Raw genomic sequence first — 23,595 nt, forward strand, 5'->3', positions numbered from 1 at the left:
GAAGGCACATGCTCCAGCTCAATTTCAACCAGCTCTGGCGCTATCAGGACGAGTTCCTGCACGGCATGTCGCTGACCCTGCTGCTCACCCTCGTGGCGACGCTGGCGGGTCTGGCGATCGGTCTTGCCGGCGCCGCCGCCGCCGGCAGCCGCTTCGCCGCGCTGCGGCTGTTCGTGCGCAGCTATGTCGAGGTGATCCGCAACACGCCGGCGCTGATCCAGCTCTTCCTGATCTTCTTCGTGCTGCCCTATGCCGGCTTGCGGCTGCCACCGGTCTATGCCGCCGCCGCCGCGCTCTCCATCTACATGGGCGCTTATGCGTCGGAGATCATTCGCGGCGGTCTCGCCTCGATCCCGCGCAGCCAGATCGAGGCCGGGCAATGCCTCGGGCTGACCCGCTGGCAGGTGTTCCGCCATGTGATCCTGCCGCCGGCCCTGCGCAACATCTATCCCTCGATCACCAGCCAGATCGTGCTGCTGCTGCTCGGAACCTCGCTGGCCTCGCAGGTCTCGGCGCCGGAACTGTTCCATGCCGCCGCCTTTGTCGAGAGCCGCACCTTCCGCAGCTTCGAGGTCTATGCGGTCGTCTGCGCGATCTACTTCACCCTGGTCCTGGCATTCCGGCTGGCTTTCGCGGGCATCGGCCGGATCGCCTTCCGCTGGCCGACCGGTCGATAGGAGGCGGGACGATGCGCGGTTTCACGATTTCCGACGTCCTCACCATGCTGGCCGCCGTGCAGTGGACGGCGACGCTGGTGGTCCTTGCGCTGGCCTTCGGCGCGCCGCTGGCCCTGCTGCTCGCCCGCATGTGCACCGGGCGCAGCCGCCTCGCGCGGCTCCTCGCCACCGGCATCCTGCAACTCGTGCAGGGCGTGCCAGTGCTCGGCCTGCTGATGTTCTTCTATTTCGGCATGCCGGTCTTCCTCGGCATCAAGGTTCCGGCGCTGGTCTCGGTCGGCGCGGCCTTCACCATCTTCACCGCCGCCTTTCTCGGCGAGATCTGGCGCGGCGGCATTCAGGCGGTGCATGTCGCACAAGGCGAGGCGGCGGCCTGTCTCGGCCTGACCCGCTGGCAGACCTTCCGCCATGTGATCGCGCCGCAGGCGTTCCGCATCGCGCTGCCGGCGACGGTCGGCTTCCTGGTGCAGCTCATCAAGAACACGTCGCTCGCCTCGGTGGTCGGCTTCGTCGAGCTGGCCCGTGCCGGGCAGCTCGCCAGCGCGGCGACGTTCCAGCCGCTTCTTTCCTATGCCTGCGTGGCGGCGATCTATTTCGCCCTGTGCTTCCCGCTCACGCTCTGGTCCCGTTCCCTGGAGGACAAGCTCAATGGCGCTCGTTGAGATCCGCAACGTCCACAAGTCCTTCGGCGAGGTGGAGGTCCTGCGCGGCATCGATCTTGCCGTCGAGAAGGGCGAGATCGTCACCATCATCGGCCGCAGCGGCTCCGGCAAGTCGACGCTGCTGCGTTGCATCAACGGCCTGGAGCAGATCAACGGTGGCGAGATCCTCGTCGCCGGCGAGCGCGTCCATTCCCGCTCCACCGACCTGCGCAAGCTGCGCGAGCATGTCGGCATCGTCTTCCAGCAGTTCAACCTGTTTCCGCACATGACGGTGGCGCGCAACATCACCCTGGCACCGGTGCTGACCGGCAGGGTCGCCAAGGGCGATGCGGCGCGCGAGCTGGCGCTCAAGGTTCTCGCCCAGGTCGGGCTGGAGGAGAAGATCGACGCCTATCCCGGCCAGCTTTCCGGCGGCCAGCAGCAGCGCGTGGCGATCGCCCGGTGCCTGGCCATGTCGCCCTACCTGATGCTGTTCGACGAGGTCACCTCGGCGCTCGACCCGGAATTGGTCGGCGAAGTGCTGAAGGTCATGGAGGACCTCGCCACCCAGGGCATGACGATGATCCTCGTCACCCACGAGATGAACTTCGCGCGCAACGTCGCCTCGAAGCTCGTCTTCATGCATGCGGGCATGGTCCATGAAGAAGGCCGGCCCGCCGATCTTTTCGCCAATCCCGCAACGCCGGAGTTGGCGAATTTCATAAGCTCGGTCCGCTGACGGCCGGCTTCTTCCAAAGGAAAGGGGAACCCCCATGAACTTCTTCAGGACGGCTCTCGCGGCAGCAGCCATCGCTGCCGTCTCGCTCACCTCCGGCTCGGCCTTCGCCGACAAGCTGCAGGACATTCTCAATGCCGGCAAGGTGCGCATCGGCGTGCTTGCGGATTCCGCCCCCTGGGGCTTCCGTGACGGCGAGGGCAAGCTCACTGGCTTCGACGTGGAACTCGCCGCCCTCGTTGCCGCCGATCTCGGCGTCAATCTGGAGATCGTCGAGGTGACCGGCGCGGCCCGCCTGCCGAGCCTGCTCTCCGACCAGATCGACGTGCTCGTCGCGGCCGCTGGCGCCACCCCTGAGCGCGCGCAGCAGGTCATGTTCACCTCGCCCTATGTCGCGGTCCAGCTTGGCGTCTACGGCAAGGCCGGCACGCCCGCCTATTCCAGCCCGGAAGAGCTTGCCGGCAAGTCGATTGCCGTTGCCCGCGGCACCACGCTCGACGTCTGGCTGACTGACAACGCGACGGGCGCCAATCTCGTGCGTTTCGAGGATGCGGCCAGCGCGCTCGCCGCCTTCTTCGCCGGCCAGACCGAATACTTCGCCGAGAACAGCGCCATCGCGCTCAACGCCTCCGGCTCTGCCGACGTGGAGCTGAAGTTCCTGATCCGCCAGTCGCCGGCCCACGCCGCCGTTCGCCACGGCGAGCACAACCTGCTGCAGTGGCTGAACACGGACCTGTTCTTCAACCGCATGAACGGCAAGCTCGAGGCGCTGCAGGTCAAGTGGTTCAAGGAAGCGACGCCGCTTCCCAACATGTGAGTTCCTCCCGGACGGGCGGGATCGCGTTCCCTGTGGCGTGGTCTCGTCCGTCCGGGCGTTCCAGTATTTCGACAGTCACGGAGTAAAGTCGATGATCACGCGTTTCCAGGTCGGCCCGCGCATGTCCCAGGCCGTCGTCTCGGGCGGCCATGTCCACATTGCCGGCCAGGTGGCCGACAACCGCAAGGGCAGCCTTCAGGAGCAGACCCGCGAGGTCCTGGCCAAGATCGATGCGCTTTTGGCTGAGGCCGGCAGCGACCGCTCGCGCCTCGTCGCGGTGACCGTCCTGCTGCCGCATATCATCGACTTCGACGCGATGAACGCCGTATACGACGCCTGGATCGATCCGGCCAACCCGCCGGCGCGGGCCTGCTACGAGGCGCGCCTCGCCGATCCGGACCTGCGCGTCGAGATGACCGCGATCGCCGCCCTCTGATCCTCCCCTCCCAGGCCGGGCGACCATGCACACTGGCGTTTTCCACGATCTCGACCTGACGGCACAGGGCCGGCGGCTTGCCCGCCTGTCCGTGCCGTTCTCGATCGACCGCTCGCCCTATTTCCAGGCGAAGATCCCCGTCGTTCGCCTGCGCAACGGCGAGGGACCGCGCATCCTGCTGATGGCCGGCAACCACGGCGACGAATACGAGGGCGAGATCCTGCTGGCGCGGCTGGCGCGCGAACTGACGCCCGAGCGGATGCGCGGCGAGGTCACCATCATCCCCTTCGCCAATGCGCCTGCTGTCATGGCGGCGCGGCGGCGCTCGCCGCTCGACGAGGGCAATCTCAACCGCGCCTTCCCCGGCGATCCGCTCGGCACACCGACGGCCCGCATCGCGCATTTTCTCGAGCACGAACTGTTCCCCGTCCATGACGTGGTCTTCGATCTGCACTCAGGCGGCACCTCGATGGAGCACCTGCATTGCGCGCTGATCGAGCGCCAGGGCCCGCCGGAGCGCTTCGCCGCCGCCCTGCGGCTGATGCGGGCGACCGGGCTCCCCTACGGCTTCGTCGCGGAGAACGGTGCGGCGGCACCGACTTCCATGGCGGCGGCCGCGCGGGCCGGGGCCATCGGCCTCAGCGGCGAGTTCGGCGGCGGCGGCACGGTGACGGCCGAGTCCATGCAGGCGACGGCCTGCGCCATCGACAACGTCTTGATCGAGCTGGGCGTCATCGATGCTCCCCTGCTGTCCCGTAAGCCCTTGTCGCGCAAGGAAATGACCGTGCTGGCCCTTGAAAGCCACGCACAGGCGATCTATGCGGTTCGGCGGGGCTGGTTCGAGCCGGCGGTGGCGCTGGGCGACAGGGTCGAGGCCGGCGATCTCGCCGGCTGGTATCACGATTTCGAACGGCTCGACCTGCCGGAGGAGGAGCTGCGCTTCGCTCGGGCGGGCATCGTGCTGTCGCGGCGGTTGCATTGCGACAGCCAGGCCGGCGATTGTCTCATGCAGGCGGCGCGTCCCCTGCGGGAGGACGAAATGGCCTGACGGCGCGGGAGAACGGGGCAGCATGGCGAAAGCGACCGATCTGACGGCACATACCCATGATGCCGTGCTGCGCCTTGCACCCGACAGGCCGGAGGGAGCTGCCGCCCGCCCGGCCCGCCCGCCGCGCATCGAGGATGTCGCCCGGCAGGCCGGCGTCTCGCCGATCACCGTGTCCCGCGCCCTGCGCACGCCCGATATGGTCTCGCCGAAGACCCGCGACCGCATCCTGCAGGTGGTGGAGGCGACCGGCTACTGGTCCAATCCGCATGCCTCGGCCCTGCGCTCGGGCCGCTCCAGCATCGTCGCGGCCTTCGTGTCCAACCTGCTCAGCCAGCAATACAGCCAAGCAGTGCGCGCCTGCGCCCGGGTGGTGGAGCAGCACGGCTACCAGTTGATGGTCGGCCAGACCTCCTATTCCTATTCGCGCGAACTGAGCGCCATCCAGTCGCTGCGCTCGCTGCGGCCTGCCGCGGTCTTCTTCACCGGTGTTATCGAGCTGGAGGAAAACCGCGGCCTGCTGCGCGAACTCGACATTCCGATCGTCGAGAGCTGGGCCTACCCGCCCGATCCGCTCGACATGCTGGTCGGTTTCTCCAACACCGATGCCGGCCGGCTGGCGGCAAGCCACCTGGTCGAACGCGGCTATCGGCGGCTTGCCTTCATGGGCCGCAGCGGCGGCCGCGGCGCCCTGCGCCTTTCCGGCTTTGCCGAGCGGGCGGCGGAGCTGGGGGCGGAGATCGTCGAGACGATCCGGGTGGAACAGGTCGACAGCGTCATTGACGGGCGCCAGGCCTACCGCAGCCTGGTGGAGGGCGGGCGTGGCTTCGATGCGATCTTCTGCGCCAACGACCTGCTCGGCCTCGGCACGCTGTTGGAGGCGCGCCAGCAGGGACGGCGCATCCCCGACGATCTCGCTCTGCTGACCTTCGGCGACAACGACCTGGCCGGTGAGCTGTCGCCGCGCCTGTCGACCATCTCCTTCGACAGCCATGCCATGGGCACCCATGCGGGCGAGATGATCGTCGACCGGCTGGACCCGCGCAGCGAGGGGAGGCTGCCGTCCAGCCTGTGCCTCGATCTGGAGCTGATCCCCGGCGAGACGACCTGAGGTTCAGCCGATCAGAGTGCCGTCGCGCAGGCGTACGAAATAGTCGTCCTTGCCGATCTGGCCGCCCTTGAGGATCAGCTCGACACCCGGCTCCCCGTCGGCGCCATGGGCGTTGCAGACCGGCGAACCGGGGCTGTCGGGAATCGGATGGCGCAGGGTCAGGGCGTGAATGTCGAGCGCGCCGAGCGCGTGGCTCGACGTGTCGCCGCCGGCCACCGCCACGCGGGCAAGCCCGTGACGCACGAGCAGCGCGGCGAGCAGCCGGCCGAGCGCCTCGCCCACCGCATCGTCGCCTCCCTGGTCGTGACCGGCCGCCACCACGCTGGTCTGGCCGAGGGCGGTATAGACAAGCGGACTGCCGCCGGAGGAGAGCACGCCCTCAGCGCGGGCCAGCACCGTCTCGAACGCCGCCTCTCGACCCTCACCGGAGGCGAGCGCCGCATAGTCGATCTCGATGCCGGTAAAACCGGCATCGAGCGCGGTACGGATCTGCCGTTCGGTCGTCGGCGAGCAACTGCCCGAGACGATCGCCATCCGCTCCTGCCGCGTCAGCGGCTCGAACCGCGCAGGACGTACCCCCGTCTCGCTCTGCCGCCATGCCTCGAGCAAGGCATACTCGATGCCCGACGAGCCGAAGACCAGCGGGCCGTTCTGCCGGCCGGCGTCCTCGAGATAGGCGCCGGCGGCCACCTGGGAGGCCTTGTCGAAGACATCAAGGAGGACGATGCGGGCCTCGTCCGGCGGCACCTGTCCCAGCGCCGGATCGGTCGGGCCGACCAGGGTGGAGGGCAGGGAGGTCTGGGCGGCGAGATGCAGCAACAGGTCGGCCTCGCCCATCGGCGTAGCCGGATGGTGCGCCATCACCGGGTGCCGGTCGATGCGGTGCAGCGTGTCGCGCCAGGCGGCGAAGAGATGGCCGGAGAACGTGTAGCGCCGCAATTGCGGCGCGCCGACGACGAGCGCCAGCCGGTGCTGGCCGAAGGCGGCAAGGCCGATCTCCATCGCCCGGCCGATGGAGCCGCGATGAGGGGCGCTGTCGAAGGTCGAGCAGACTTTGTAATGGCAAAAGCGTGCGCCGAGCGACTTCAGCCAGGCAAACACCTGCGGCAGTTCCGCGTCCATCCAGTCGGGCGATCGGCTGCGGCTGGTGCCGGCAAGCCCCACTGCCCGGCAGCCGGCAAAGCGCGCCAGCAGGGCATCGTCCGGCCTGCGGGTGAACAGCACCGTTTCGATCCCGTTGGAGGTCAGCGCCTCCATCACGTCGGTCGAGCCGGTAAAGTCGTCGCCGTAATAGGAGAGCAGCAGGTCGCCGGCCATCAGCGCTTGTCCTTGAACAGGGACAGGGCGGCGGCAAGCTCGGGATGGGTCAGGGCGTGGGTGTCGATATCGTTGCCGGCCATCGCCGCATCCGCCGCCTGGCGCAGGCTCGCCACGCCGCCGGCAATGCCGTGCGGATGGCCCATGATGCCGCCGCCGGCGCAATAGAGGAAGTCGGGCGAACCGACCGCCGCATGGGTGCCGGCGACCTGCGCCGCCGTCTGCCCGGAGGAGAAGACCGGCAGCGCCTCGAAACCGGGCAGCCCGTTCCCGAACAGCGGCGCGCCGACGGCTCTCGCCGAGGCGATCACGGAGGCATCGCTCTCGGAGAACTTGTTGGCCAGCCCGTTGACATGCAGGTGGTCGGCGCCGGCGATGCGCCAGAACTTCTGCCAGGCTTCATATGAGATGCCGATGTCGGGCGAGCGGGAAAACAGGCCCCAGCCGTTGCGGTGGCAGTGCAGCGGCAGGCTGGCATGGCGACGAATGGCGCCAAGGCCGGCCAGCCCGATCGAGTGCAGGCTGACCATGATGCAGGTGCCGCCGCGCGCCACAACATGATCGGCGCGACGCTTCATCTCGTCGATCTCGCCGGTGATGTTGAAGGCGACCATCGCCTTGCGGCCGTTGCGCTGCGCATGATCCTCGACCACCCGCATCACCGCATCGACGCGCGCCTCGAACGGGCAGTGCGAGCCGTCGGCCTGCAGTTCGTCGTCCTTGATGAAGTCGATGCCGCCGGCAACCAGTTGCTCGACCATCGCCGCCGTCTCGTCGGGCGCAAGGCCGACGCTCGGCTTGATGATCGTGCCGATCATCGGCCGACCCTCGACACCGGCAAGGCGCCGCGTGCCCTGAACGCCGAAGGCCGGGCCCGGATAGGCGCCGGCAAAGCTCGGCGGGAAGGTGATGTCGAGAAGGCGTAGCGCCGAGACCTCCGCCAGCTCGAACAGGTTGCCCGCGACCGTCGCCAGCACGTTGGTCAGCGAGGGGCCGAAATTCTCCAGCGGCCAGGACAGCACCATCTCGCCGCGCCGGTAGCGGTCCGAGCGGATCCGGCAGGGCAGGGCCGGGGTCGGCGAGCTTCCCGTCTCCACAATGCTCTCGACCCTCGCGCCGGAGCGCTCGCGCAGCTCGTCGGTCTCTCCCGGCAGGCGCAGGAAGGTGCCGCAGGACTGCTCGCCGGCGATCACCCCCGCGGCATCTTCCAGCGGCAGCGGGCTTTCCAGTTCGTAGCGTGCGTAAAGCCGTTCCATCTGCCACGTTCCCTCTCGCATCCCTGCCGCGTGCCGGCATCCGTTGGCAGGTTCGATATCATCTCATCATACCAGTTGACAACATGATGTTTGACGGGTTTCATCGCCGCCAAACAGGAGGTCGACTGATGAAGATTGCTTTGCTTGGCGCCGGCGGAAAGATGGGCGTGCGTCTTGCCACCAACCTCAAGGGCTCGCGCTATGAGGTCGCGCATGTGGAAATCGGCGAGGCGGGGCGCGCCCGCCTGCGCGAGGTCCTCGGCGTCGAATGCGTCGACATGGACGCCGCTCTGTCCGGGGCCGGCGCCGTCATCCTCGCCGTGCCGGATACGGCGATCCAGGCGGTCGCGGCAACCGTCGTGCCGAAGCTCGATCCCGGCACGCTGGTGATGGCGCTCGATGCCGCCGCGCCCTTTGCCGGCCACTTCCCGGAGCGCGCGGACGTCACCTATTTCGTCTCGCATCCCTGCCATCCGCCGATCTTCAACGACGAGACCGAGATGGCGGCCAAGCGCGACTATTTCGGCGGCGTTGCCGCCAAGCAGGCCATCGTCAGCGCCCTGATGCAGGGACCGGAGGAGCACTACGCGGTCGGCGAGGAGATCGCCCGCACCATCTACGGCCCGATCCTGCGCTCGCACCGGGTCACGGTGGAGCAGATGGCGCTGCTCGAGCCGGGCCTGTCGGAGACGGTCTGCGCCACCCTGCTCGTCGTCATGAAGGAAGCGATGGACGAGGTCGTTGCGCGCGGCGTCGATCCGGTCGCGGCCCGCGACTTCCTGCTGGGCCATCTCAACATCCTCGGTGCCGTCGTCATGGGCGAGGTGCAGGGCGCGTTCTCCGATGCCTGCAACAAGGCCATCGCCAACGGCAAGCCGCGGCTGATGCGCGACGACTGGCGCGGCGTCTTCGAGCCGCAGGAGATCGCGGCGAGCATCCGCGCCATCACCTGACGGCGTTCGGGACGACGTTTGCGGCTGCCATATAGGCAGCCGCACTCCAGCATTGCTATAGGAGGTGGATGGCCTGGGCGAGGGAGCTGGAATGCGCAAGCGCGGCACGAAAACGGACGAGGGCGACAAGATCGTCAGGCGGAAGCTGTCGGACCAGGTGCTGGAACGGCTGCTGGAGATGATCACCCGCCGCGAGGTGCTGCCCGGCGAGCTGATGCCGTCCGAACGCGATCTGATGGAGCGCTTCGGCGTCGGCCGGCCGGCGGTGCGCGAGGCGCTGCAATCGCTCGACACGATGGGCCTGATCAGCATCTCCCACGGCGAGCGGGCCCGGGTCAGCGCGCTCACCGCCGACACGGTGATCCGGCAGATCGACGGGGTGGCCCGCCTGATGCTGTCGGCCTCGCCGGACAATCTGGAGCACCTCAAGCAGGCGCGCCGCTTCTTCGAGATGGGCATGGTGCGGCTCGCCGCCGCCAATGCCACCGCCACCGACATCGCCGAACTGCGCCGGCTCGTCGACCGCCAGCGCGAGGCGCTGGGCGATGCCGAGGCCTTCATCGCCGCCGATATCGCCTTCCACCGCAAGATCGCCTCGCTGTCGGGCAATCCGATCTTCGCCGCCGTCGGCGATGCCATGCTCAGTTGGCTGTTCAACTATCATTCGGAGCTGCTGCTGTGGTCCGGCGGCGAGACCAAGACCCTGGCCGAGCACGCGGTGATTGTCGACCGGCTCGCCACCGGCGACCAGGAGGGCGCCGCCGCCGCCATGGGCATCCATCTCGACCGCAGCGATCTTCTCTATCAGCACCGCGAGGATGCCTGAGACGTTTTGTATAGTTGTAAACTCAATTGACTCATCTGGCGCTTTGCCGCATGGTCGCCGCCGGAATTAAAGACGTCTCGGGAGGTGCTCCATGGGCAGGAATTACGATATCGCGGTGATTGCGGGCGACGGCATCGGCAAGGAGGTCGTGCCCGAGGGCCAGCGGGTGGTGGAGGCGGCCGCGCGGCGCTTCGGGTTCACGGTCGACTGGAAAGACTACGACTGGAACTGCGACTACTATGCCCGCCATGGGCGGATGATGCCGGAAGACGGCGTCGACCAGGTGCGCGGCGCCGATGCGATCTTCCTCGGAGCGGTCGGCTGGCCCACCGTGCCGGACCACATCTCCACCTGGGACCTGATCCTGCGCCTGCGCCGCGAGCTCAACCTCTATGTCGCGCTGCGGCCGGCCCGCCTGCTCAAGGGCATCACCTCGCCGCTCGCCGGCCGCGATGCCAAGGATATCGACTTCGTCATCGTCCGCGAGAATTCGGAAGGCGAGTATTCCTCCGCCGGCGGTATTCTCTATCAGGGCACGCCGGAAGAGCTGGTGATTCAGGAATCGGTGTTCTCCCGCCGCGCCACCGACCGGATCCTGCGCTATGCGTTCGAACTGGCGCGCACCCGCCGCAACAAGGTCTCGCTGGCCACCAAGTCGAACGGCATCAAGATCGCCATGCCCTATTGGGACGAGCGCTTCGCGGCGATTTCGGCCGAGTATCCCGACGTCGCGGCGAACAAGTTCCACATCGACATCCTGACCGCGCATTTCGTCAACCATCCGGACTGGTTCGACGTGGTCGTCGGCTCCAACCTGTTTGGCGACATCCTCTCCGATCTCGGTCCCGCGGTCGCCGGCAGCATCGGCATCGCACCGTCCGGCAATATCGACCCGACCCGCGCCAATCCCTCGATGTTCGAGCCGGTGCACGGGTCTGCCCCCGACATTGCCGGCCAGGGCATTGCCAATCCCATCGGCCAGATCTGGGCCGGCGCCATGATGCTGGAGCATCTCGGCGAGCTGGAGGCCGCCCGCGCCATCGAGACCGCGATCGAGACGGTGCTGTCGCAGGGCGGTCCGCGCACCCGCGATCTCGGCGGCAGCGCCGGCACGATCGAGGCCGGCAAGGCCATCGCCGAGGCGCTCGCCTGATCCTTTGGCAGAACCAGCCGGTGCGTGTTGTCGGCTGGTCCTTTCCCCGGTTTCAGCCACTTTCAGGAGCAAGTACGATGCTCGACAGGACATCCATCACGGCCTTCGGCCACATCATCGACGGCAAGGTCGTCGACCGCGCGGACAAGGGCGGCATCGACGTCGTCGACCCGGCCGACGGCCGGGTGTTCGCCCGCCTGCCGCGCGGCGGCGCGGCCGAGGTTGACCGGGCCGTGGAAGCGGCGCGCGCTGCTTTCGAGGGCGAATGGGGCGCCAAGAGCGCTCTGGAGCGCGGCCGCATCCTGATGCGCTTTTCCGCGCTGATCCTCGATCATGCCGAGGAGCTCGCCGAGCTGGAATGCCTCGACACCGGCAAGCCGCTGACCCAGGCGCGCAACGATATCGCCGCGACCGCCCGCTATTTCGAATATTACGGCTCGGCCGCCGACAAGCACCATGGTGAGACGATCCCCTATTCCAAGGGCATGACCGTTCTGGCGCTGCGGGTGCCCCATGGCGTCACCGGCCACATCATCCCGTGGAACTATCCCTCGCAGATCTTCGGCCGCTCGGTCGGCGGCGCCCTGGCGGCCGGCAATGCCTGCGTCGTCAAGCCGGCAGAGGATGCCTGCCTGACGCCGCTGCGGCTTGGCGAACTGGCGCTTCAGGCGGGCCTTCCGGCCGGGGCGCTCAACATCGTCTGCGGCTTCGGCATGGAGGCGGGTGCAGCGCTCGCCGGTCATCCGGGGATCAACCACATCTCCTTCACCGGCTCGCCCCAGACGGGCACCGCCGTTGCGAAGGCGGCGGCGGAAAACCACGTGCCGGTAACGCTGGAGCTCGGCGGAAAGTCGCCGCAGATCCTCTTTGCCGATGCGGATCTCGACGCGGCGCTGCCGGTCGTCGTCAACGCCATCGTGCAGAATGCCGGCCAGACTTGCGCGGCCGGCAGCCGCGTGCTCATCGAGCGCTCGATCTATCCGGAGGTGATGGCGCGGCTCGCCGAGCGCTTTGCCGCGCTGAAGGTCGGTCCCGGCATCGACGATCCAGACTGCGGTCCCATCGTCAGCGCCCGCCAGTTGCGCCGGGTCACCGAACTGGTCGAGGCGGCGCTCGCCGACGGCGCACAGGTCGTTGCCAAGGGGCAGGTGAAACCCGACGCGCCCGAAAGCGGTTACTACTTCCCGCCGATGCTGCTGGACGGTGCGGCGCCCGACAGCCGCCTCGCCTGCGACGAGATCTTCGGTCCCGTGCTGGCGGCCTTTCCCTTCGATGACGAGGCCGAGGCGATCCGCCTCGCCAACGGCACGCCCTACGGGCTCACCGCCTCGGTCTGGACCCAGGATGGCGGCCGGCAGATGCGCTGCGCCCATGCCATCGAGGCGGGCCAGGTCTTCGTCAACAATTACGGCGCCGGCGGCGGCATCGAACTGCCCTTCGGCGGCATGAAGCGCTCCGGCTACGGCCGCGAGAAGGCCTTCGAGGGCATGATCAGCTTCACCACGATCAAGACCGTGGTGTTGAAGCACGGTTGAGCCGCGGATATCGCAACAAGATCGGACAGGCGGGGCCTTCGGGTTCCGCCCGTTTCGTGTGGCCGGGAGCGATGAGGGGTCAGAAGCCGGGGCGGCTGTTCATCATTCGCGTGCGGGCGTGTTCGATATGATTGCGCATCGCGCGCTTGGCCTTGGTCGCCGCGCCCGCCTCGATATGGCGGAAGATGTCCTCGTGCTCCGCCTGCACCGCCTCGGCGCGCACCAGCGGCTGGAACTTCACCAGGAAGCGCATCAGGGTCACCGAGCGGGTGACGTCATATTCTAGCGATTTCAGCGTCTTGACGATGCGCGGATTGCAGGTGGCGATGGCCACCGCCTCGTGGAACGCATAGTCGTGATAGTGCATGATCGCGTTGGTGTGCATTGCCTCGGAGAAGCGATCGAGCGCCTCGCGCAGCCGCTCGATATCCGCCGGCCCGCGCCGCTTGGCGGCGAGATAGGCCGCCTGCGGCTCGACGATCAGGCGCAGTTCGATGCCGTTCAGCATATCGCCGATACGCTCCAGCGCGTCGCGGTCGTCGTCGCCGGTGGCGCGCTCGGGGCTGGCGCCGAGGGCGTTCTGCACATAGTTGCCCGAGCCGCGCACCGAGGAGATCAGCCCGTCCTCGCGCAGCTTGTCCAGCGCCTCGCGCAGGACGGGGCGCGACACGTCGAACTCTCCGGCAAGCACGTTTTCCGGCGGCAGCTTGGTGCCTGCCGCGATCATGCCGGTGACGATGGCATGGAACAGGTTCTCATAGACCCGGTCGGCCAGCCGATCGGCCTTGCTCTGCTGGAGGTCGGCGAAGGTGAACTCCCCCGACCGCGATGTCGGTGCGGCCTTGTCCATGTCTCGACTTATTGGTCAATCCTGCCGTTCGGTCAATATCGCCGGGCGCCGACGCTCTATTGCGGCAATTGCCAGGCCCCAGCTTGCGGGTGATCATCATACCAGTTAGAGTTAAGTTGTAAAACGTGTTGACTGGATGATCGATCGCCGCCAAACTTCGCGATCGGTGCAGGAGACACCAGGGAGGATATCGCTATGTTTCGTTTCCGCAGCTTGACTGTCGTGTCCACGCTCGCCCTTTCGATGGCGATGGGGGGTGCCGCCACGGCGCAGACCGTTCTGAACTTCGCGCATTCCACGGCGCAGAATTCCCACTACAGCATGGGCGTCCAGGCGTTCGGCAAGAAGCTGTCCGAGCTCAGCGGCGGCAAGTACGAGATCCGCGAGCAGGCCGCCGGCGCGCTCGGCGGCGAGCGTGACGTGATCGAGGGCCTGCAGATCGGCTCGGTCGAACTGACCATTTCCTCGACCGGCCCGCTCGGCAATTTCGTGCCGGAAGCGCTGGTGCTCGACCTGCCCTTCCTCTTCAAGGACTATGCCTCGGCACGCGGCGTGCTCGACGGCGAGATCGGTCAGGAACTGCTCGACAAGGTCAGCGAGAACAACCTCGTCGCCCTTGCCTGGTCGGAGAACGGCTTCCGCCACGTGACCAACTCCAGCCGCCCGATCAACACGCCCGCCGACCTGCAGGGCCTGAAGATCCGCACCATGGAGAACCCGGTGCATATGGAAGCCTTCCGCGCAGCCGGTGCCTCGCCGACGCCGATGGCCTTCCCGGAGGTCTTCGCCGCCCTGCAGCAGAACGTCATCGACGGCCAGGAGAACCCGATCCCGGTGATCACCGCCTCGAAGTTCTGGGAGGTGCAGAGCAACCTGACCCTGACCGGCCACGTCTATTCGCCGGCCATCATCCTCGCCTCGCCGAGCCTGTGGGACGGATTGTCCGACGAGGAAAAGGGCTGGTTCGAGGAGGCCGCCAAGGTGGCCGTCGAGGCGACCCGCGCCAAGGTCGAGGCCGATGAGGCCAACGGCGTCGCCCTGCTGCGCCAGAACGGCATGAACGTGGTGGAGACGGTCGATCAGGCTGCCTTCCAGCAGGCCGTCGCCCCAGCCTATGACAGCTTCAAGGCGAAGTATGGCGACGAGATGCTGAAGCGCATCCAGGCCGCGCAGCAGTAAGGCCCTCCCAAGGCCCCGCCCGCCGGGCACCGCGAGGCGACTGGTCACGGTCGTCTCGCGACCGGCGTCCCTGGGGCGGCCGCGAGCGGTCGCCCCTGATGGCGTTCCCCGGTCGGCCGCAGGTGGCGCCGCCGTCGCGGTCGCCAGCGGTTCTCCGGCAGGAGTTCGATCATGCAATGGTTCTTCGCCGCCGAGCGCCGGGTGACCCGCGTCGCTCTCGAACTGTCGGTCCTCGCCCTGGCGGCGATCGTCGCTCTCACCTTCTACCAGGTGGTGACGCGCTTCGTCTTCGGGCATCCTTCCGCGTGGTCGGAAGTGGCGGCCCGCTCGGCGATGATGTGGATGGTGTTTCTCGGCCTTGCCGCAGCGTTCCGCCAGGGCGCGATGATCGCCGTCGATTTTCTGATGGATGTCGGGCCGAAGCCGCTTCGCCAGGTGCTCACCATCGTGATTGCCGCCGCGTCGCTGATCTTCCTCGCCCTGCTGATCTGGTACGGCACGGCCATGGCGTTCAGGGTGCAGCGGCAGAACCTTGCCGGCCTTGATGTCAGCATCGCCTGGGTTTATGCGGCGCTGCCGGTCGGCGCAGCACTCGCCGTCCCCGGTGTCATCGCGCGCACCATCGTCAGCTTCACCGGTCAGGATGATGCCCGCTCCGGCGAGCTCAAGGACGTGGAGGGCCAGGTATGAACGCGGCCCTTGCCTTCTCGCTGCTGATCCTCTTTGCCGTCGCCGTTCCGATCGGCGTGTCGCTGGTCCTTGCCAGCGCCTTCGGCATCCAGTTCTTCTCGACTGTGCCGCTGCTGCTCGCCGTGCAGCGGATCTTCGCCAGCCTCGACTCGTTTCCGCTGCTCGCCGTGCCGCTGTTCATCCTGTCCGGCAATCTGATGGCGGCGGCCGGCATCTCCGAGCGACTGGTGGAACTGGCGAAATCGATGGTCGGCGGCATCCAGGGCGGGCTGGCCTGCACCTGCGTCGTCACCTGCATGATCTTCGCCTCGGTTTCCGGCTCCTCGGTCGCCACGACCTTCGCGATCGGCGTGATTCTGATTCCAGCCATGGTCCGGCACGGCTATCCGGTCGGCACTGCCGCCGCGATCCAGGCCTCCTCGGCCGAGCTCGGCGTGCTGATCCCGCCGTCGATCCCGCTCATCCTCTATGGCGTTGCCACCGAAACCTCGATCGGCCAGCTCTTCCTGGCCGGCATCGGCCCCGGCATCCTGGTGGCCAGCGCGCTCTTCGTCTACCTGATCATCCTGTGCCGGGTGAAGGGCTACGGAAAGATGGACGGCGACGGGCGCAAGCCGTTTTTTGGCGCTTTGGTCCATGCGCTCTGGGCCCTGCTGATGCCGGTGATTGTGCTCGGCGGCATCTATGGCGGCATCTTCACGCCGACCGAGGCCTCCTCCATCGCCGTGGTCTATGCGCTGTTCGTCGGCCTCTTCGTCTATCGCTCGCTGACCCTTGCCAAGATCCACGCGGCGCTGCGCACCTCGGTGATCTCCAGCGCGGTGATCATGGTGATCATCGCCGGCGCCGGCCTCTTCTCCTTCCTCGTCACCCGCTCCGGCCTTCCGGCGATCATCGCCGAGTGGGTCCAGCAGGTGTTCACCGACCGCGTCAGCTTCCTGATCGCCGTCAATGTCTTCCTGTTCATCGTCGGCATGTTCGTCGAGACGTCCGCGGCCATCCTGGTGCTGGCGCCGCTGCTCGCGCCGATTGCCATCGCCTATGGCGTCGATCCAGTGCATTTCGGCCTGATCATCGTGGTCAATCTGGCGCTCGGCATGTTCACGCCGCCGGTCGGCGTCAATCTCTTCGCCGCCTGCGCGGTGGCGAAGATCTCCATCCAGAAGATCATTCCGGCCCTGGTGCCGATGGTGCTGGTGGTGATGGGCTGCGTGCTGCTGGTGACCTACGTGCCGTTCATTTCGCTCGGCCTTGTCGAGCTGTTCTACAGGTAGCGATGGCGCTGCCTCTTTTCGGGAGACTGCAATGAAACTGAAGGACAAGGTGGCCATCGTCACCGGCGCCGGCGGCGGCTATGGCGAGGGCATTGCCCATTACTTCGCCGAGCAGGGCGCCAAGGTCGTCGTCGCCGACATCCGCGGCGACGCGGCGCAGAAGGTCGCAAGCGACATCGGCGCCGCCGCCGTTGCCTGCACCGCCGACGTCACCAGCGGCGAGTCCACCAAGGCGATGGTGCAGACGGCGCTCGACGCTTTCGGCAAGCTCGATATCCTCGTCAATAATGCCGGCACCACCCACAAGAACCAGTCGATGCTGCTCGTCGATGAGGCGACCTTCGACAAGGTCTACGCGGTCAACGTCAAGTCACTCTACCACGCGGCGATCCACGCGGTGCCGGTGCTGGAGAAGAACGGCGGCGGCGTCATCATCAACATCGCCTCGACCGCCGGCGTGCGTCCGCGTCCCGGCCTGACCTGGTACAACGGCACCAAGGGCGCGGCGATCGCCATCACGCGCTCCATGGCCGTGGAACTCGCCGACCGCAAGATCCGCGTCTGCGGCATCAACCCGGTGATGGGCGAGACCGGCCTGACCGATCAGTTCCTGCCGGGCGACGACACGCCGGAGACGCGGGCCAAGATCATCGCCGGCATTCCGCTCGGCCGCCTGTCTCGCCCGCTCGACATTGCCAAGGCCTGTGGCTTCCTCGCCTCCGACGAGGCGGAGTTCATCACCGGCGTGCTGCTGGAAGTCGACGGCGGCCGCTGCATCTGATGCACCCATGAAAGACATCCGGCGCGGCCCGCATCGGGTGCGGCGCCGGATGTCGCGTCCGGCCCTGCCGCCCGCAAGGAGAGAGTGACAATGACGACCTGCCTCATCATCGGTGGTGGCGGCATGCTCGGCCAGGGGCTGGCCGGGGCGCTGGCCGCGCGGGGAACCCTCGCCGGCGGCGCCCTCTCGCACCTGACGCTTTTCGATGTCGTCCCGGCCCGCGCGCCGGAGGGCGGCATCCCGGTTGCGATCGAAACCGGCGACCTCAGCGCGCCCGGTGAGGCCGAGCGTCTCGTCGCCTCCCGTCCCGACGTCATCTACCATCTCGCCGCGATCGTCTCCGGTGAGGCCGAGCGCGATTTCGAGAAGGGCTACCGGATCAATCTCGACGGCACCCGCCATCTGTTCGAGGCGATCCGCGCCGAGAACGCGCGTTCGGGCTATTGCCCCCGCGTCGTCTTCACCTCGTCGCTGGCGGTGTTCGGCAGTCCCCTGCCCGATGTCATCGGCGACGATTACGTCGTTACCCCGCTGTCGAGCTACGGCACGCAGAAAGCCATCGGCGAATTGCTGCTTGCCGACTACAGCCGCCGCGGCTTCTTCGACGGCATCGGCCTGCGCCTGCCGACCATCGTGATCCGGCCGGGCAAGCCCAATGCGGCGGCCTCCGGCTTCTTCTCCTCCATCCTGCGCGAGCCGCTTGCCGGCAAGGAAGCCGTGCTGCCGGTCGGCACCGACGTGCGCCACTGGCTGGCCAGCCCGCGCGCGGCCGTCGGCTATCTCGTCCATGCCGGCGATCTCGACAGTGCCGCCATGGGCGGGCGTCGCAACATCACGCTGCCCGGCGTCTCGGTGACCGTCGGCGAGCAGATCGAGGCGCTGCGCAAGGTGGCGGGCGATGCGGCGGTCGCCCTGATCCGTCACCAGCCCGATCCCGCCGTGGAGGCGATCATCTCCACCTGGCCGAAGGCCTTCGACACGCGCCGCGCGCTCGATCTCGGCTTTGCCGGCGATGCCTCTATCGAGGCGATCATCACCGCCTATCTTGAGGATCACGCGGGAGCGGCGTCATGAGCAAAACCGGTCCCATCGTCGTCATCGGCCTCGGCGCCATGGGGCTCGGCATGGCGCGCTCGCTGCTGCGCGCCGGCCTTGCCGTCACCGGCATCGACCGGGAGCCGGCTGCCATGGCCGCCTTCGAGGCGGATGGCGGGCGCAGTGCCGCCGATCGCGCGGCTCGCGACGCAGCGCTACGCAACGCCTCGGCGGTCGTGCTGGTCGTCGTCAACGCGGCCCAGACCGAGGCCGTGCTCTTCGGCGAGGACGGCATCGCGCCGCATCTTCGCCCCGGCACCGTCGTCGTCTCCTGCGCAACCTTCGCGCCTGAATACGCCGTGCGTTTCGAGGCGAAGCTGGCCGAAACCGGCCTGCTCTATCTCGACGCGCCGATCTCCGGCGGTGCGGTCCGCGCCGCCGAGGGGCGCCTGTCGATCATGGCCTCCGGCACGGCGGAGGCCTTCGTGGCGGCCCGGCCGGCGCTCAATGCGATGGCCGAGACGGTGTTCGAGCTCGGCGACCGCGCCGGCCCCGGTTCGGCGATGAAGGTGGTCAACCAGTTGCTTGCCGGCGTCCACATCGCCGCCACCGCCGAGGCGCTCACCTTCGGCGTCGGCCAGGGCATTGAGGTGGCGCGCATGGTGGAGGTGATCTCGCGCTGCGCCGGCTCGTCCTGGATGTTCGAGAACCGCGGGCCGTTCATCGCGGGCGGCGACTATCGCCCGCATTCGGCAGTCGATATCTTCGTCAAGGATCTCGGCATCGTCGCCGAGGCGGCCTCCGCCGGCGGGCTCTCCGTGCCGTTGACGGAGACAGCGCTCGCCCGCTTCCGGGCCGCGCACGATGCCGGTCTCGGCCGCGAGGGCGACGTGGCGGTCGCCAAGATCTATGCCCGCGAGGGCAACATCGCCCTGCCGGGCGTTCCGGCATCGGGTGGAGCCTCCAGGGACAAGGATTGACCATGCTGCTCGGCTGCATCGGCGACGATTTCACCGGCTCCTCGGATCTTGCCAACACGCTGGTCAAGGGCGGCATGGCGGTCACGCAATATTGCGGCCTGCCGGAAGGTCCGGCCGCGCCCGGCGTCGAGGCTGGCGTCGTCGCGCTCAAGACCCGCAGCGTGCCGGTTGCCGAGGCGGTCGAACAGTCGCTGGCGGCGCTCGACTGGCTGCTGGCGCAGGGCTGCCGACAGATCTTCTTCAAATACTGCTCGACCTTCGATTCCACGCCGCAAGGCAATATCGGCCCGGTCATCGATGCGCTGATGGACCGGCTCGGGGCGAAGACCGCCATCGTCTGCCCGGCCTTTCCCGGTACGGGCCGCACGCTCTACCAGGGGCATCTTTTCGTCGGCGACCGGTTGCTCAGCGAGTCCGGCATGCAGGATCACCCGCTGACGCCGATGACCGATCCGGACATCCGCCGCTGGCTCGCCCTGCAGACGCCGCGCAAGGTCGGCCATGTCGCCCATGCTGATGTCGCCAAGGGTGCCGAAGCCATCGCCGCCGGCCTTGCCCGCGAGCTTGCCGCCGGTGCCGGCCCGGTGGTCGTCGATGCGATCGCGGATGCGGATCTTCACGCCATCGGCGCGGCCGCCGAAGAGCTGGTGCTGATCACCGGCGGCTCCGGCGTTGCGCTCGGCCTGCCGCAGAACTTCCGCCGTGCGGGAGAGCTTGCCGGCGGCAGCGACAGCTTTGCCGGGGCCGACGGGCCGGGCGTCGTGCTGTCGGGCTCCTGCTCGCGCGCGACCCGCGCCCAGGTGGCGCGCTACAAGGCGAACCACCCTTCGCTGGAAGTCACCGCCGTTGATGCCATGTCCGGCAAGACCACCGTCGCGACCCTGCGCGCGTTCGTGTTGGAGAACCGGGACGCCGCGCCGCTGGTCTATTCCTCGGCCGATCCTGACGAGGTGCGGCGCGCCCAAGGCGTCTACGGAACGGAGAAACTGGCAGGTACCATCGAAACCCTGTTCGCCGATCTTGCTGGCGAGCTCGCGCGCTCCGGCATCCGCCGCATCGTGTCTGCCGGCGGCGAGACTTCGGGTGCCGTGGTGCGCGGCCTTGGCTGCGAGGCGCTGCGCATCGGCCCGGAGATCGATCCCGGTGTGCCGGCGCTGCGCGTCGAAGGGGCCGAGTTGGCGCTGGCGCTGAAATCCGGCAATTTCGGCGGCGAGGACTTCTTCGAGCGCGCGCTGGCGATCCTGTCCGAAAAGGGCGCGGCATGAGCGAGGAAGCACGGCAACGCGAGCTTCTGTGCACGCTCGCGCGCTCCCTGTTCGACCGCGGCCTGACGGGCGGCGCCTCGGGAAACATATCGCTGCGCCTCTCCGACGGCGGCTTGCTGGTCACGCCCACCGGCACCTCGCTCGGCCGTCTCGACCCCGGCCGCCTGTCGCGTTTCGATGCGCAGGGACGTCATGTCGACGGCGACGCTCCGACCAAGGAAATGCCGTTGCACGCGGCGTTCTACGAGACGCGCGGTGCCAGGGCCGGTGCCATCGTCCACCTGCATTCCAGCCATTCCGTCGCCCTGTCGATGCTGCCGGAGGTCGATCCGGACAATGTGCTGCCGCCGCTCACGCCCTATTCGATCATGCGGCTCGGCAAGGTGAAGCTGCTGCCGTTCTTCCGTCCGGGCGATGCCGCCATGGGCGAGGCGATCCGTGGGCTTGCCGGCCGCCGCAGCGCGGTGCTGCTGGCCAATCACGGCCCGGTGGTGGCGGCCAAGGACCTGGAGGCGGCGGTCTACGCCATGGAGGAGCTGGAGGAGACCGCCCGTCTCGCCCTGCTGCTGCGCGGGATGAACCCGCGTCTCCTGAGCGAGGGCGAGGTCCGCTCGATTGTCGATCACTTCGATGTGGAATGGGACTGAGGCGCGATGACCGTGAACAAGACCTCCCTGCCGCTTTCGGCCAATCTCGGCTTCCTCTGGACCGATCTCGCGTTGCCCCAGGCGGTGCATGCGGCCGCTGCTGCCGGCTTCGGCGCGGTCGAGCTGCACTGGCCTTACGACGTGCCGGCGGCCGAGCTTGCCGCCGCCCTCAAAGAGACCGGCCTGCCGGTGCTCGGGCTCAACACGGTGCGCGGCGATGTGGCGAAGGGCGAGTTCGGGCTCGCTGCCCTTGCCGGACGCGAGGACGAGGCGCGCGCCGCCTTCACGCAGGCGCTCGACTATGCGGCGGCCATCGGCGCCGGCAACATCCACGTGATGGCCGGAAAGGCGGACGGGGAGGCTGCGCGCCGCACCTTCGTCGCCAACCTTTGCCGCTTCCGCGATCTCGCCGCGCCCAAGGGGGTTGGCCTGCTGCTGGAGCCGATCAACACCCGCGACGTGCCGGGCTACTTCCTGTCGGACTGCGAGAGCGCCGCGTCGATCATTTCCGACTGCGGCGGCGAGGGCATCCGCATCATGTATGACTGCTACCACATGCAGATCATGCGCGGCGACCTGCTGCGCCAGGCCGAGCGCTGGATGGACCTGATCGGCCATATCCAGTTCGCCGCAGTCCCCGACCGGGCCGAACCGGACCATGGCGAGGTCGACTATGGCTGGTTGCTGCCGGCCTTGCGCGATGCCGGCTATCGGGGCCATTTCGGCGCGGAATACCGGCCGCGCGGTACGACCAGTGAGGGTCTCGGCTGGATGAAGGCTTTCGCGGGCGTCTGACCGGCCCCGCGCCGCTCAGCCGAGCTCCAGCGTCGTCGTTGCTAGTACGCGAGCCGGGTCGCCCCCCGGTACACCGTTGCGGTACATGCGCGCGGTGGCGAACCCTTGCGCGAAGCCGGCCTGCTCCAGCCAGGTCCCGAAGCCGTGCCCCGTGTCGGGTACGTCGAGATGCAGCTCCTCTCCGCCCGTCGCCTCACCGAGGGCGGCAAGGAGGGCTGCCCCGTCCGCCGGCGTGTCGGCGAAGAGCGGCCCGATCTTCCACCCCTGAAGGCATTTTCGCGCGACGCCGTAGCCCACGACGCGCCCGTCCCGCAGGGCCATGCGCGCGATGCGCGGAGACGAGATCCAGGCAGACAGGAAGGCCTCTCGCGGCGCCGGGAAGATGGTGGCATCATAGGCGGCAACACCGGGATCGGCCGGGACGATGCGGGTGCCGGCCGGCGGAGCCGCCTCCGGCGCGTGCCCCGAAAAGCGCAAGGTGCGATAGGCAACGGCAAAGCCCATGCGGCGGTAATTGTCTTCCTGCGCCGGCACGCCGTCGAGGCCGATGCAGCGCTCGCCGAGCCGTGCCATTCCGGCGTCCCAGACCTGGCGCCCGAGCCCCTTGCCGCGCAGGTCCGGCCGGCAGATGTAGAGGCCGATGAAGCCGAAGCCCGGCCCATAGGCGACAGCGGAAATCGCTGCCGCCATTTCGGTGCCAAGGAAGAGCCCGAGAAAGCCGCCGGGATCGGCGGCATGGAAGGCCGGGGCATCGTCGAGGCCGGGGTTCCAGCCTTCGCCGGCGGCCCAGTCGATCAGGAGCGGAAGTTCATCAAGGGCAAGTGCGCGCAGTGTCGGTTCGGTCATTCGGTCCCTGCCGGCATCGGAGCGAAAGAGGCCATGGCGCCGCTGTAGCGCTTGGGCGAGGGGGCAGCATAGGCGCCGCGCTTGGAGGTGAACAGGTCGAGCGCGGCAAGCGCCTCTGCCTGTTTCACCGCGGCGCTCACGCCGTCGATCACCGGCACGCCGAATTCGTCCGAGAGCCGCCGGGCAAGATCGGCCATGCCGGCGCAGCCGAGCACGATCGCCTCCGCGTGGTCGCAGGCGAGTGCCGCCCGGATCTCAGCTCGCAGCAGCTCGCCGGATCCGGACGTCGGATCCTCCAGCGACAGCACCGACATGCCGGCAGCGCGCACCCTCGCCCGGCCTGTCATGCCGTAGCGCGCAACGAGATCCTCGACCGGGACGCGCGCGGCCTCCGCCGTCGTTACCACGGTGAACCGGCGGGCAACGAAAGCGGCGAGCGACAGCGCCGCCTCGCAGATGCCGAGCACGGGAATGCGGGCCATCGCCCGCGCCGCGTCGAGGCCGGTATCGTCGAAACAGGCGATCACCGCCGCCCTCGCGCCGGCCCGTTCGCCCTCGCGGATTTCGGCGAGCAACCCCGGCACGGACAGCGCCTCGTCGTAATAGCCCTCGATGGAGGCGGGGCCTCCTTGCGAGGTCGTGGCGATGATGCGCGTGCCGGGCGCCGCGACGGCCTTGGCTGCGGCCTCGATGGTACGGGTCATCGAGGCGGTGCTGTTCGGATTGACGATCAGGAGGTCCATTGTCCGC

General features: G+C 68.1%; 25 protein-coding genes. 20 read left to right on the forward strand and 5 right to left on the reverse strand.

Features of this window, described 5'->3' with window-relative positions; genetic code table 11:
- Positions 1-8: 8 nt before the first annotated feature.
- From TSB10P1A_RS14280 to TSB10P1A_RS14310, 7 genes are all read left to right on the forward strand, one after another.
- On the forward strand, positions 9-677 hold the full coding sequence (locus TSB10P1A_RS14280) for an amino acid ABC transporter permease (RefSeq protein WP_186388609.1): 669 nt from the start codon (positions 9-11) through the stop codon (positions 675-677).
- Positions 678-688: 11 nt separating this feature from the next.
- Positions 689-1,339: an amino acid ABC transporter permease gene (locus tag TSB10P1A_RS14285; RefSeq protein ID WP_186388610.1), complete on the forward strand. Its 651-nt coding sequence runs from the start codon at positions 689-691 to the stop codon at positions 1,337-1,339.
- The gene (locus TSB10P1A_RS14290; RefSeq protein ID WP_186388611.1) at positions 1,326-2,057 is read left to right on the forward strand and encodes an amino acid ABC transporter ATP-binding protein; all 732 of its coding nucleotides are present in this window, start codon (positions 1,326-1,328) and stop codon (positions 2,055-2,057) included. The genes TSB10P1A_RS14285 and TSB10P1A_RS14290 overlap by 14 nt, the downstream gene beginning before the upstream one ends.
- Before the next feature lie 34 nt (positions 2,058-2,091).
- Positions 2,092-2,871: a transporter substrate-binding domain-containing protein gene (locus TSB10P1A_RS14295; protein WP_186388612.1), complete on the forward strand. Its 780-nt coding sequence runs from the start codon at positions 2,092-2,094 to the stop codon at positions 2,869-2,871.
- A 91-nt stretch (positions 2,872-2,962) separates the two neighbouring features.
- Positions 2,963-3,307 (forward strand): RidA family protein, encoded by a 345-nt coding sequence (locus tag TSB10P1A_RS14300; RefSeq protein ID WP_186388613.1) that lies wholly within the window; start codon positions 2,963-2,965, stop codon positions 3,305-3,307.
- 25 nt (positions 3,308-3,332) lie between these two features.
- On the forward strand, positions 3,333-4,355 hold the full coding sequence (locus TSB10P1A_RS14305; RefSeq protein ID WP_186388614.1) for a succinylglutamate desuccinylase/aspartoacylase family protein: 1,023 nt from the start codon (positions 3,333-3,335) through the stop codon (positions 4,353-4,355).
- Between the two features lie 22 nt (positions 4,356-4,377).
- Positions 4,378-5,463: a LacI family DNA-binding transcriptional regulator gene (locus TSB10P1A_RS14310; protein WP_186388615.1), complete on the forward strand. Its 1,086-nt coding sequence runs from the start codon at positions 4,378-4,380 to the stop codon at positions 5,461-5,463.
- A gap of 3 nt (positions 5,464-5,466) precedes the next feature.
- Here the strand turns inward: TSB10P1A_RS14310 and TSB10P1A_RS14315 are convergent, their stop codons facing one another.
- Positions 5,467-6,780, reverse strand: coding sequence for a four-carbon acid sugar kinase family protein (locus TSB10P1A_RS14315; protein ID WP_186388616.1), 1,314 nt, complete (start codon positions 6,778-6,780; stop codon positions 5,467-5,469).
- Positions 6,780-8,036, reverse strand: a complete 1,257-nt coding sequence (locus TSB10P1A_RS14320) for a ribulose-bisphosphate carboxylase large subunit family protein (protein ID WP_186388617.1) — start codon at positions 8,034-8,036, stop codon at positions 6,780-6,782. Before TSB10P1A_RS14320 ends, TSB10P1A_RS14315 begins: the two co-directional genes overlap by 1 nt.
- A gap of 125 nt (positions 8,037-8,161) precedes the next feature.
- Between TSB10P1A_RS14320 and TSB10P1A_RS14325 the strand changes: the two genes are divergently transcribed.
- From TSB10P1A_RS14325 to TSB10P1A_RS14340, 4 genes are all read left to right on the forward strand, one after another.
- The gene (locus TSB10P1A_RS14325) at positions 8,162-8,989 is read left to right on the forward strand and encodes a phosphogluconate dehydrogenase C-terminal domain-containing protein (protein ID WP_305849901.1); all 828 of its coding nucleotides are present in this window, start codon (positions 8,162-8,164) and stop codon (positions 8,987-8,989) included.
- Positions 8,990-9,080: 91 nt separating this feature from the next.
- Positions 9,081-9,815 (forward strand): transcriptional regulator NanR, encoded by a 735-nt coding sequence (locus tag TSB10P1A_RS14330; protein ID WP_186388619.1) that lies wholly within the window; start codon positions 9,081-9,083, stop codon positions 9,813-9,815.
- A 91-nt stretch (positions 9,816-9,906) separates the two neighbouring features.
- Entirely contained in the window at positions 9,907-10,968 is a 1,062-nt protein-coding gene (locus tag TSB10P1A_RS14335) for a tartrate dehydrogenase (RefSeq protein ID WP_186388620.1), read from the forward strand.
- A 77-nt stretch (positions 10,969-11,045) separates the two neighbouring features.
- Positions 11,046-12,503: an aldehyde dehydrogenase family protein gene (locus tag TSB10P1A_RS14340; protein WP_186388621.1), complete on the forward strand. Its 1,458-nt coding sequence runs from the start codon at positions 11,046-11,048 to the stop codon at positions 12,501-12,503.
- Positions 12,504-12,582: 79 nt separating this feature from the next.
- Here the strand turns inward: TSB10P1A_RS14340 and TSB10P1A_RS14345 are convergent, their stop codons facing one another.
- Positions 12,583-13,353, reverse strand: coding sequence for a FadR/GntR family transcriptional regulator (locus tag TSB10P1A_RS14345; protein WP_186388622.1), 771 nt, complete (start codon positions 13,351-13,353; stop codon positions 12,583-12,585).
- Positions 13,354-13,548: 195 nt separating this feature from the next.
- Here TSB10P1A_RS14345 and TSB10P1A_RS14350 point away from each other — a divergent pair, with 195 nt between their 5' ends.
- The 9 genes from TSB10P1A_RS14350 to TSB10P1A_RS14390 all read left to right on the forward strand — a co-directional run bounded on the left by TSB10P1A_RS14350 (position 13,549) and on the right by TSB10P1A_RS14390 (position 21,999).
- Positions 13,549-14,532, forward strand: coding sequence for a TRAP transporter substrate-binding protein (locus TSB10P1A_RS14350; RefSeq protein WP_186388623.1), 984 nt, complete (start codon positions 13,549-13,551; stop codon positions 14,530-14,532).
- 171 nt (positions 14,533-14,703) lie between these two features.
- A complete protein-coding gene (locus TSB10P1A_RS14355; protein ID WP_186388624.1) occupies positions 14,704-15,222 on the forward strand; it encodes a TRAP transporter small permease in 519 nt (172 codons plus the stop codon).
- Positions 15,219-16,496, forward strand: coding sequence for a TRAP transporter large permease (locus tag TSB10P1A_RS14360; RefSeq protein WP_186388625.1), 1,278 nt, complete (start codon positions 15,219-15,221; stop codon positions 16,494-16,496). The genes TSB10P1A_RS14355 and TSB10P1A_RS14360 overlap by 4 nt, the downstream gene beginning before the upstream one ends.
- Before the next feature lie 31 nt (positions 16,497-16,527).
- The gene (locus tag TSB10P1A_RS14365) at positions 16,528-17,277 is read left to right on the forward strand and encodes a glucose 1-dehydrogenase (RefSeq protein ID WP_186388626.1); all 750 of its coding nucleotides are present in this window, start codon (positions 16,528-16,530) and stop codon (positions 17,275-17,277) included.
- A 90-nt stretch (positions 17,278-17,367) separates the two neighbouring features.
- Complete coding sequence (denD, locus tag TSB10P1A_RS14370; protein ID WP_186388627.1) at positions 17,368-18,351, forward strand: D-erythronate dehydrogenase; 984 nt, start codon at positions 17,368-17,370, stop codon at positions 18,349-18,351.
- Positions 18,348-19,292 carry an L-threonate dehydrogenase gene (gene ltnD / locus TSB10P1A_RS14375; RefSeq protein ID WP_186388628.1) on the forward strand — a complete coding sequence of 315 codons (945 nt, stop codon included), beginning with the start codon at positions 18,348-18,350 and terminating at the stop codon, positions 19,290-19,292. The genes denD and ltnD overlap by 4 nt, the downstream gene beginning before the upstream one ends.
- Before the next feature lie 2 nt (positions 19,293-19,294).
- Positions 19,295-20,557: a 3-oxo-tetronate kinase gene (otnK, locus tag TSB10P1A_RS14380; RefSeq protein WP_186388951.1), complete on the forward strand. Its 1,263-nt coding sequence runs from the start codon at positions 19,295-19,297 to the stop codon at positions 20,555-20,557.
- Entirely contained in the window at positions 20,554-21,204 is a 651-nt protein-coding gene (locus TSB10P1A_RS14385; RefSeq protein ID WP_186388629.1) for an aldolase, read from the forward strand. The genes otnK and TSB10P1A_RS14385 overlap by 4 nt, the downstream gene beginning before the upstream one ends.
- Positions 21,205-21,210: 6 nt before the next feature.
- A complete protein-coding gene (locus tag TSB10P1A_RS14390) occupies positions 21,211-21,999 on the forward strand; it encodes a hydroxypyruvate isomerase family protein (RefSeq protein ID WP_208987104.1) in 789 nt (262 codons plus the stop codon).
- Between the two features lie 15 nt (positions 22,000-22,014).
- Here TSB10P1A_RS14390 and TSB10P1A_RS14395 read toward each other — a convergent pair whose 3' ends face one another.
- Both TSB10P1A_RS14395 and TSB10P1A_RS14400 read right to left on the reverse strand, forming a co-directional pair.
- Entirely contained in the window at positions 22,015-22,845 is an 831-nt protein-coding gene (locus tag TSB10P1A_RS14395; RefSeq protein WP_186388630.1) for a GNAT family N-acetyltransferase, read from the reverse strand.
- On the reverse strand, positions 22,842-23,588 hold the full coding sequence (locus tag TSB10P1A_RS14400; protein ID WP_186388631.1) for an aspartate/glutamate racemase family protein: 747 nt from the start codon (positions 23,586-23,588) through the stop codon (positions 22,842-22,844). Before TSB10P1A_RS14400 ends, TSB10P1A_RS14395 begins: the two co-directional genes overlap by 4 nt.
- Between the last annotated feature and the right edge of the window lie 7 nt (positions 23,589-23,595).

Origin of the sequence: Stappia sp. TSB10P1A (assembly GCF_900185725.1) — a bacterium.
Lineage (GTDB): Bacteria > Pseudomonadota > Alphaproteobacteria > Rhizobiales > Stappiaceae > Stappia.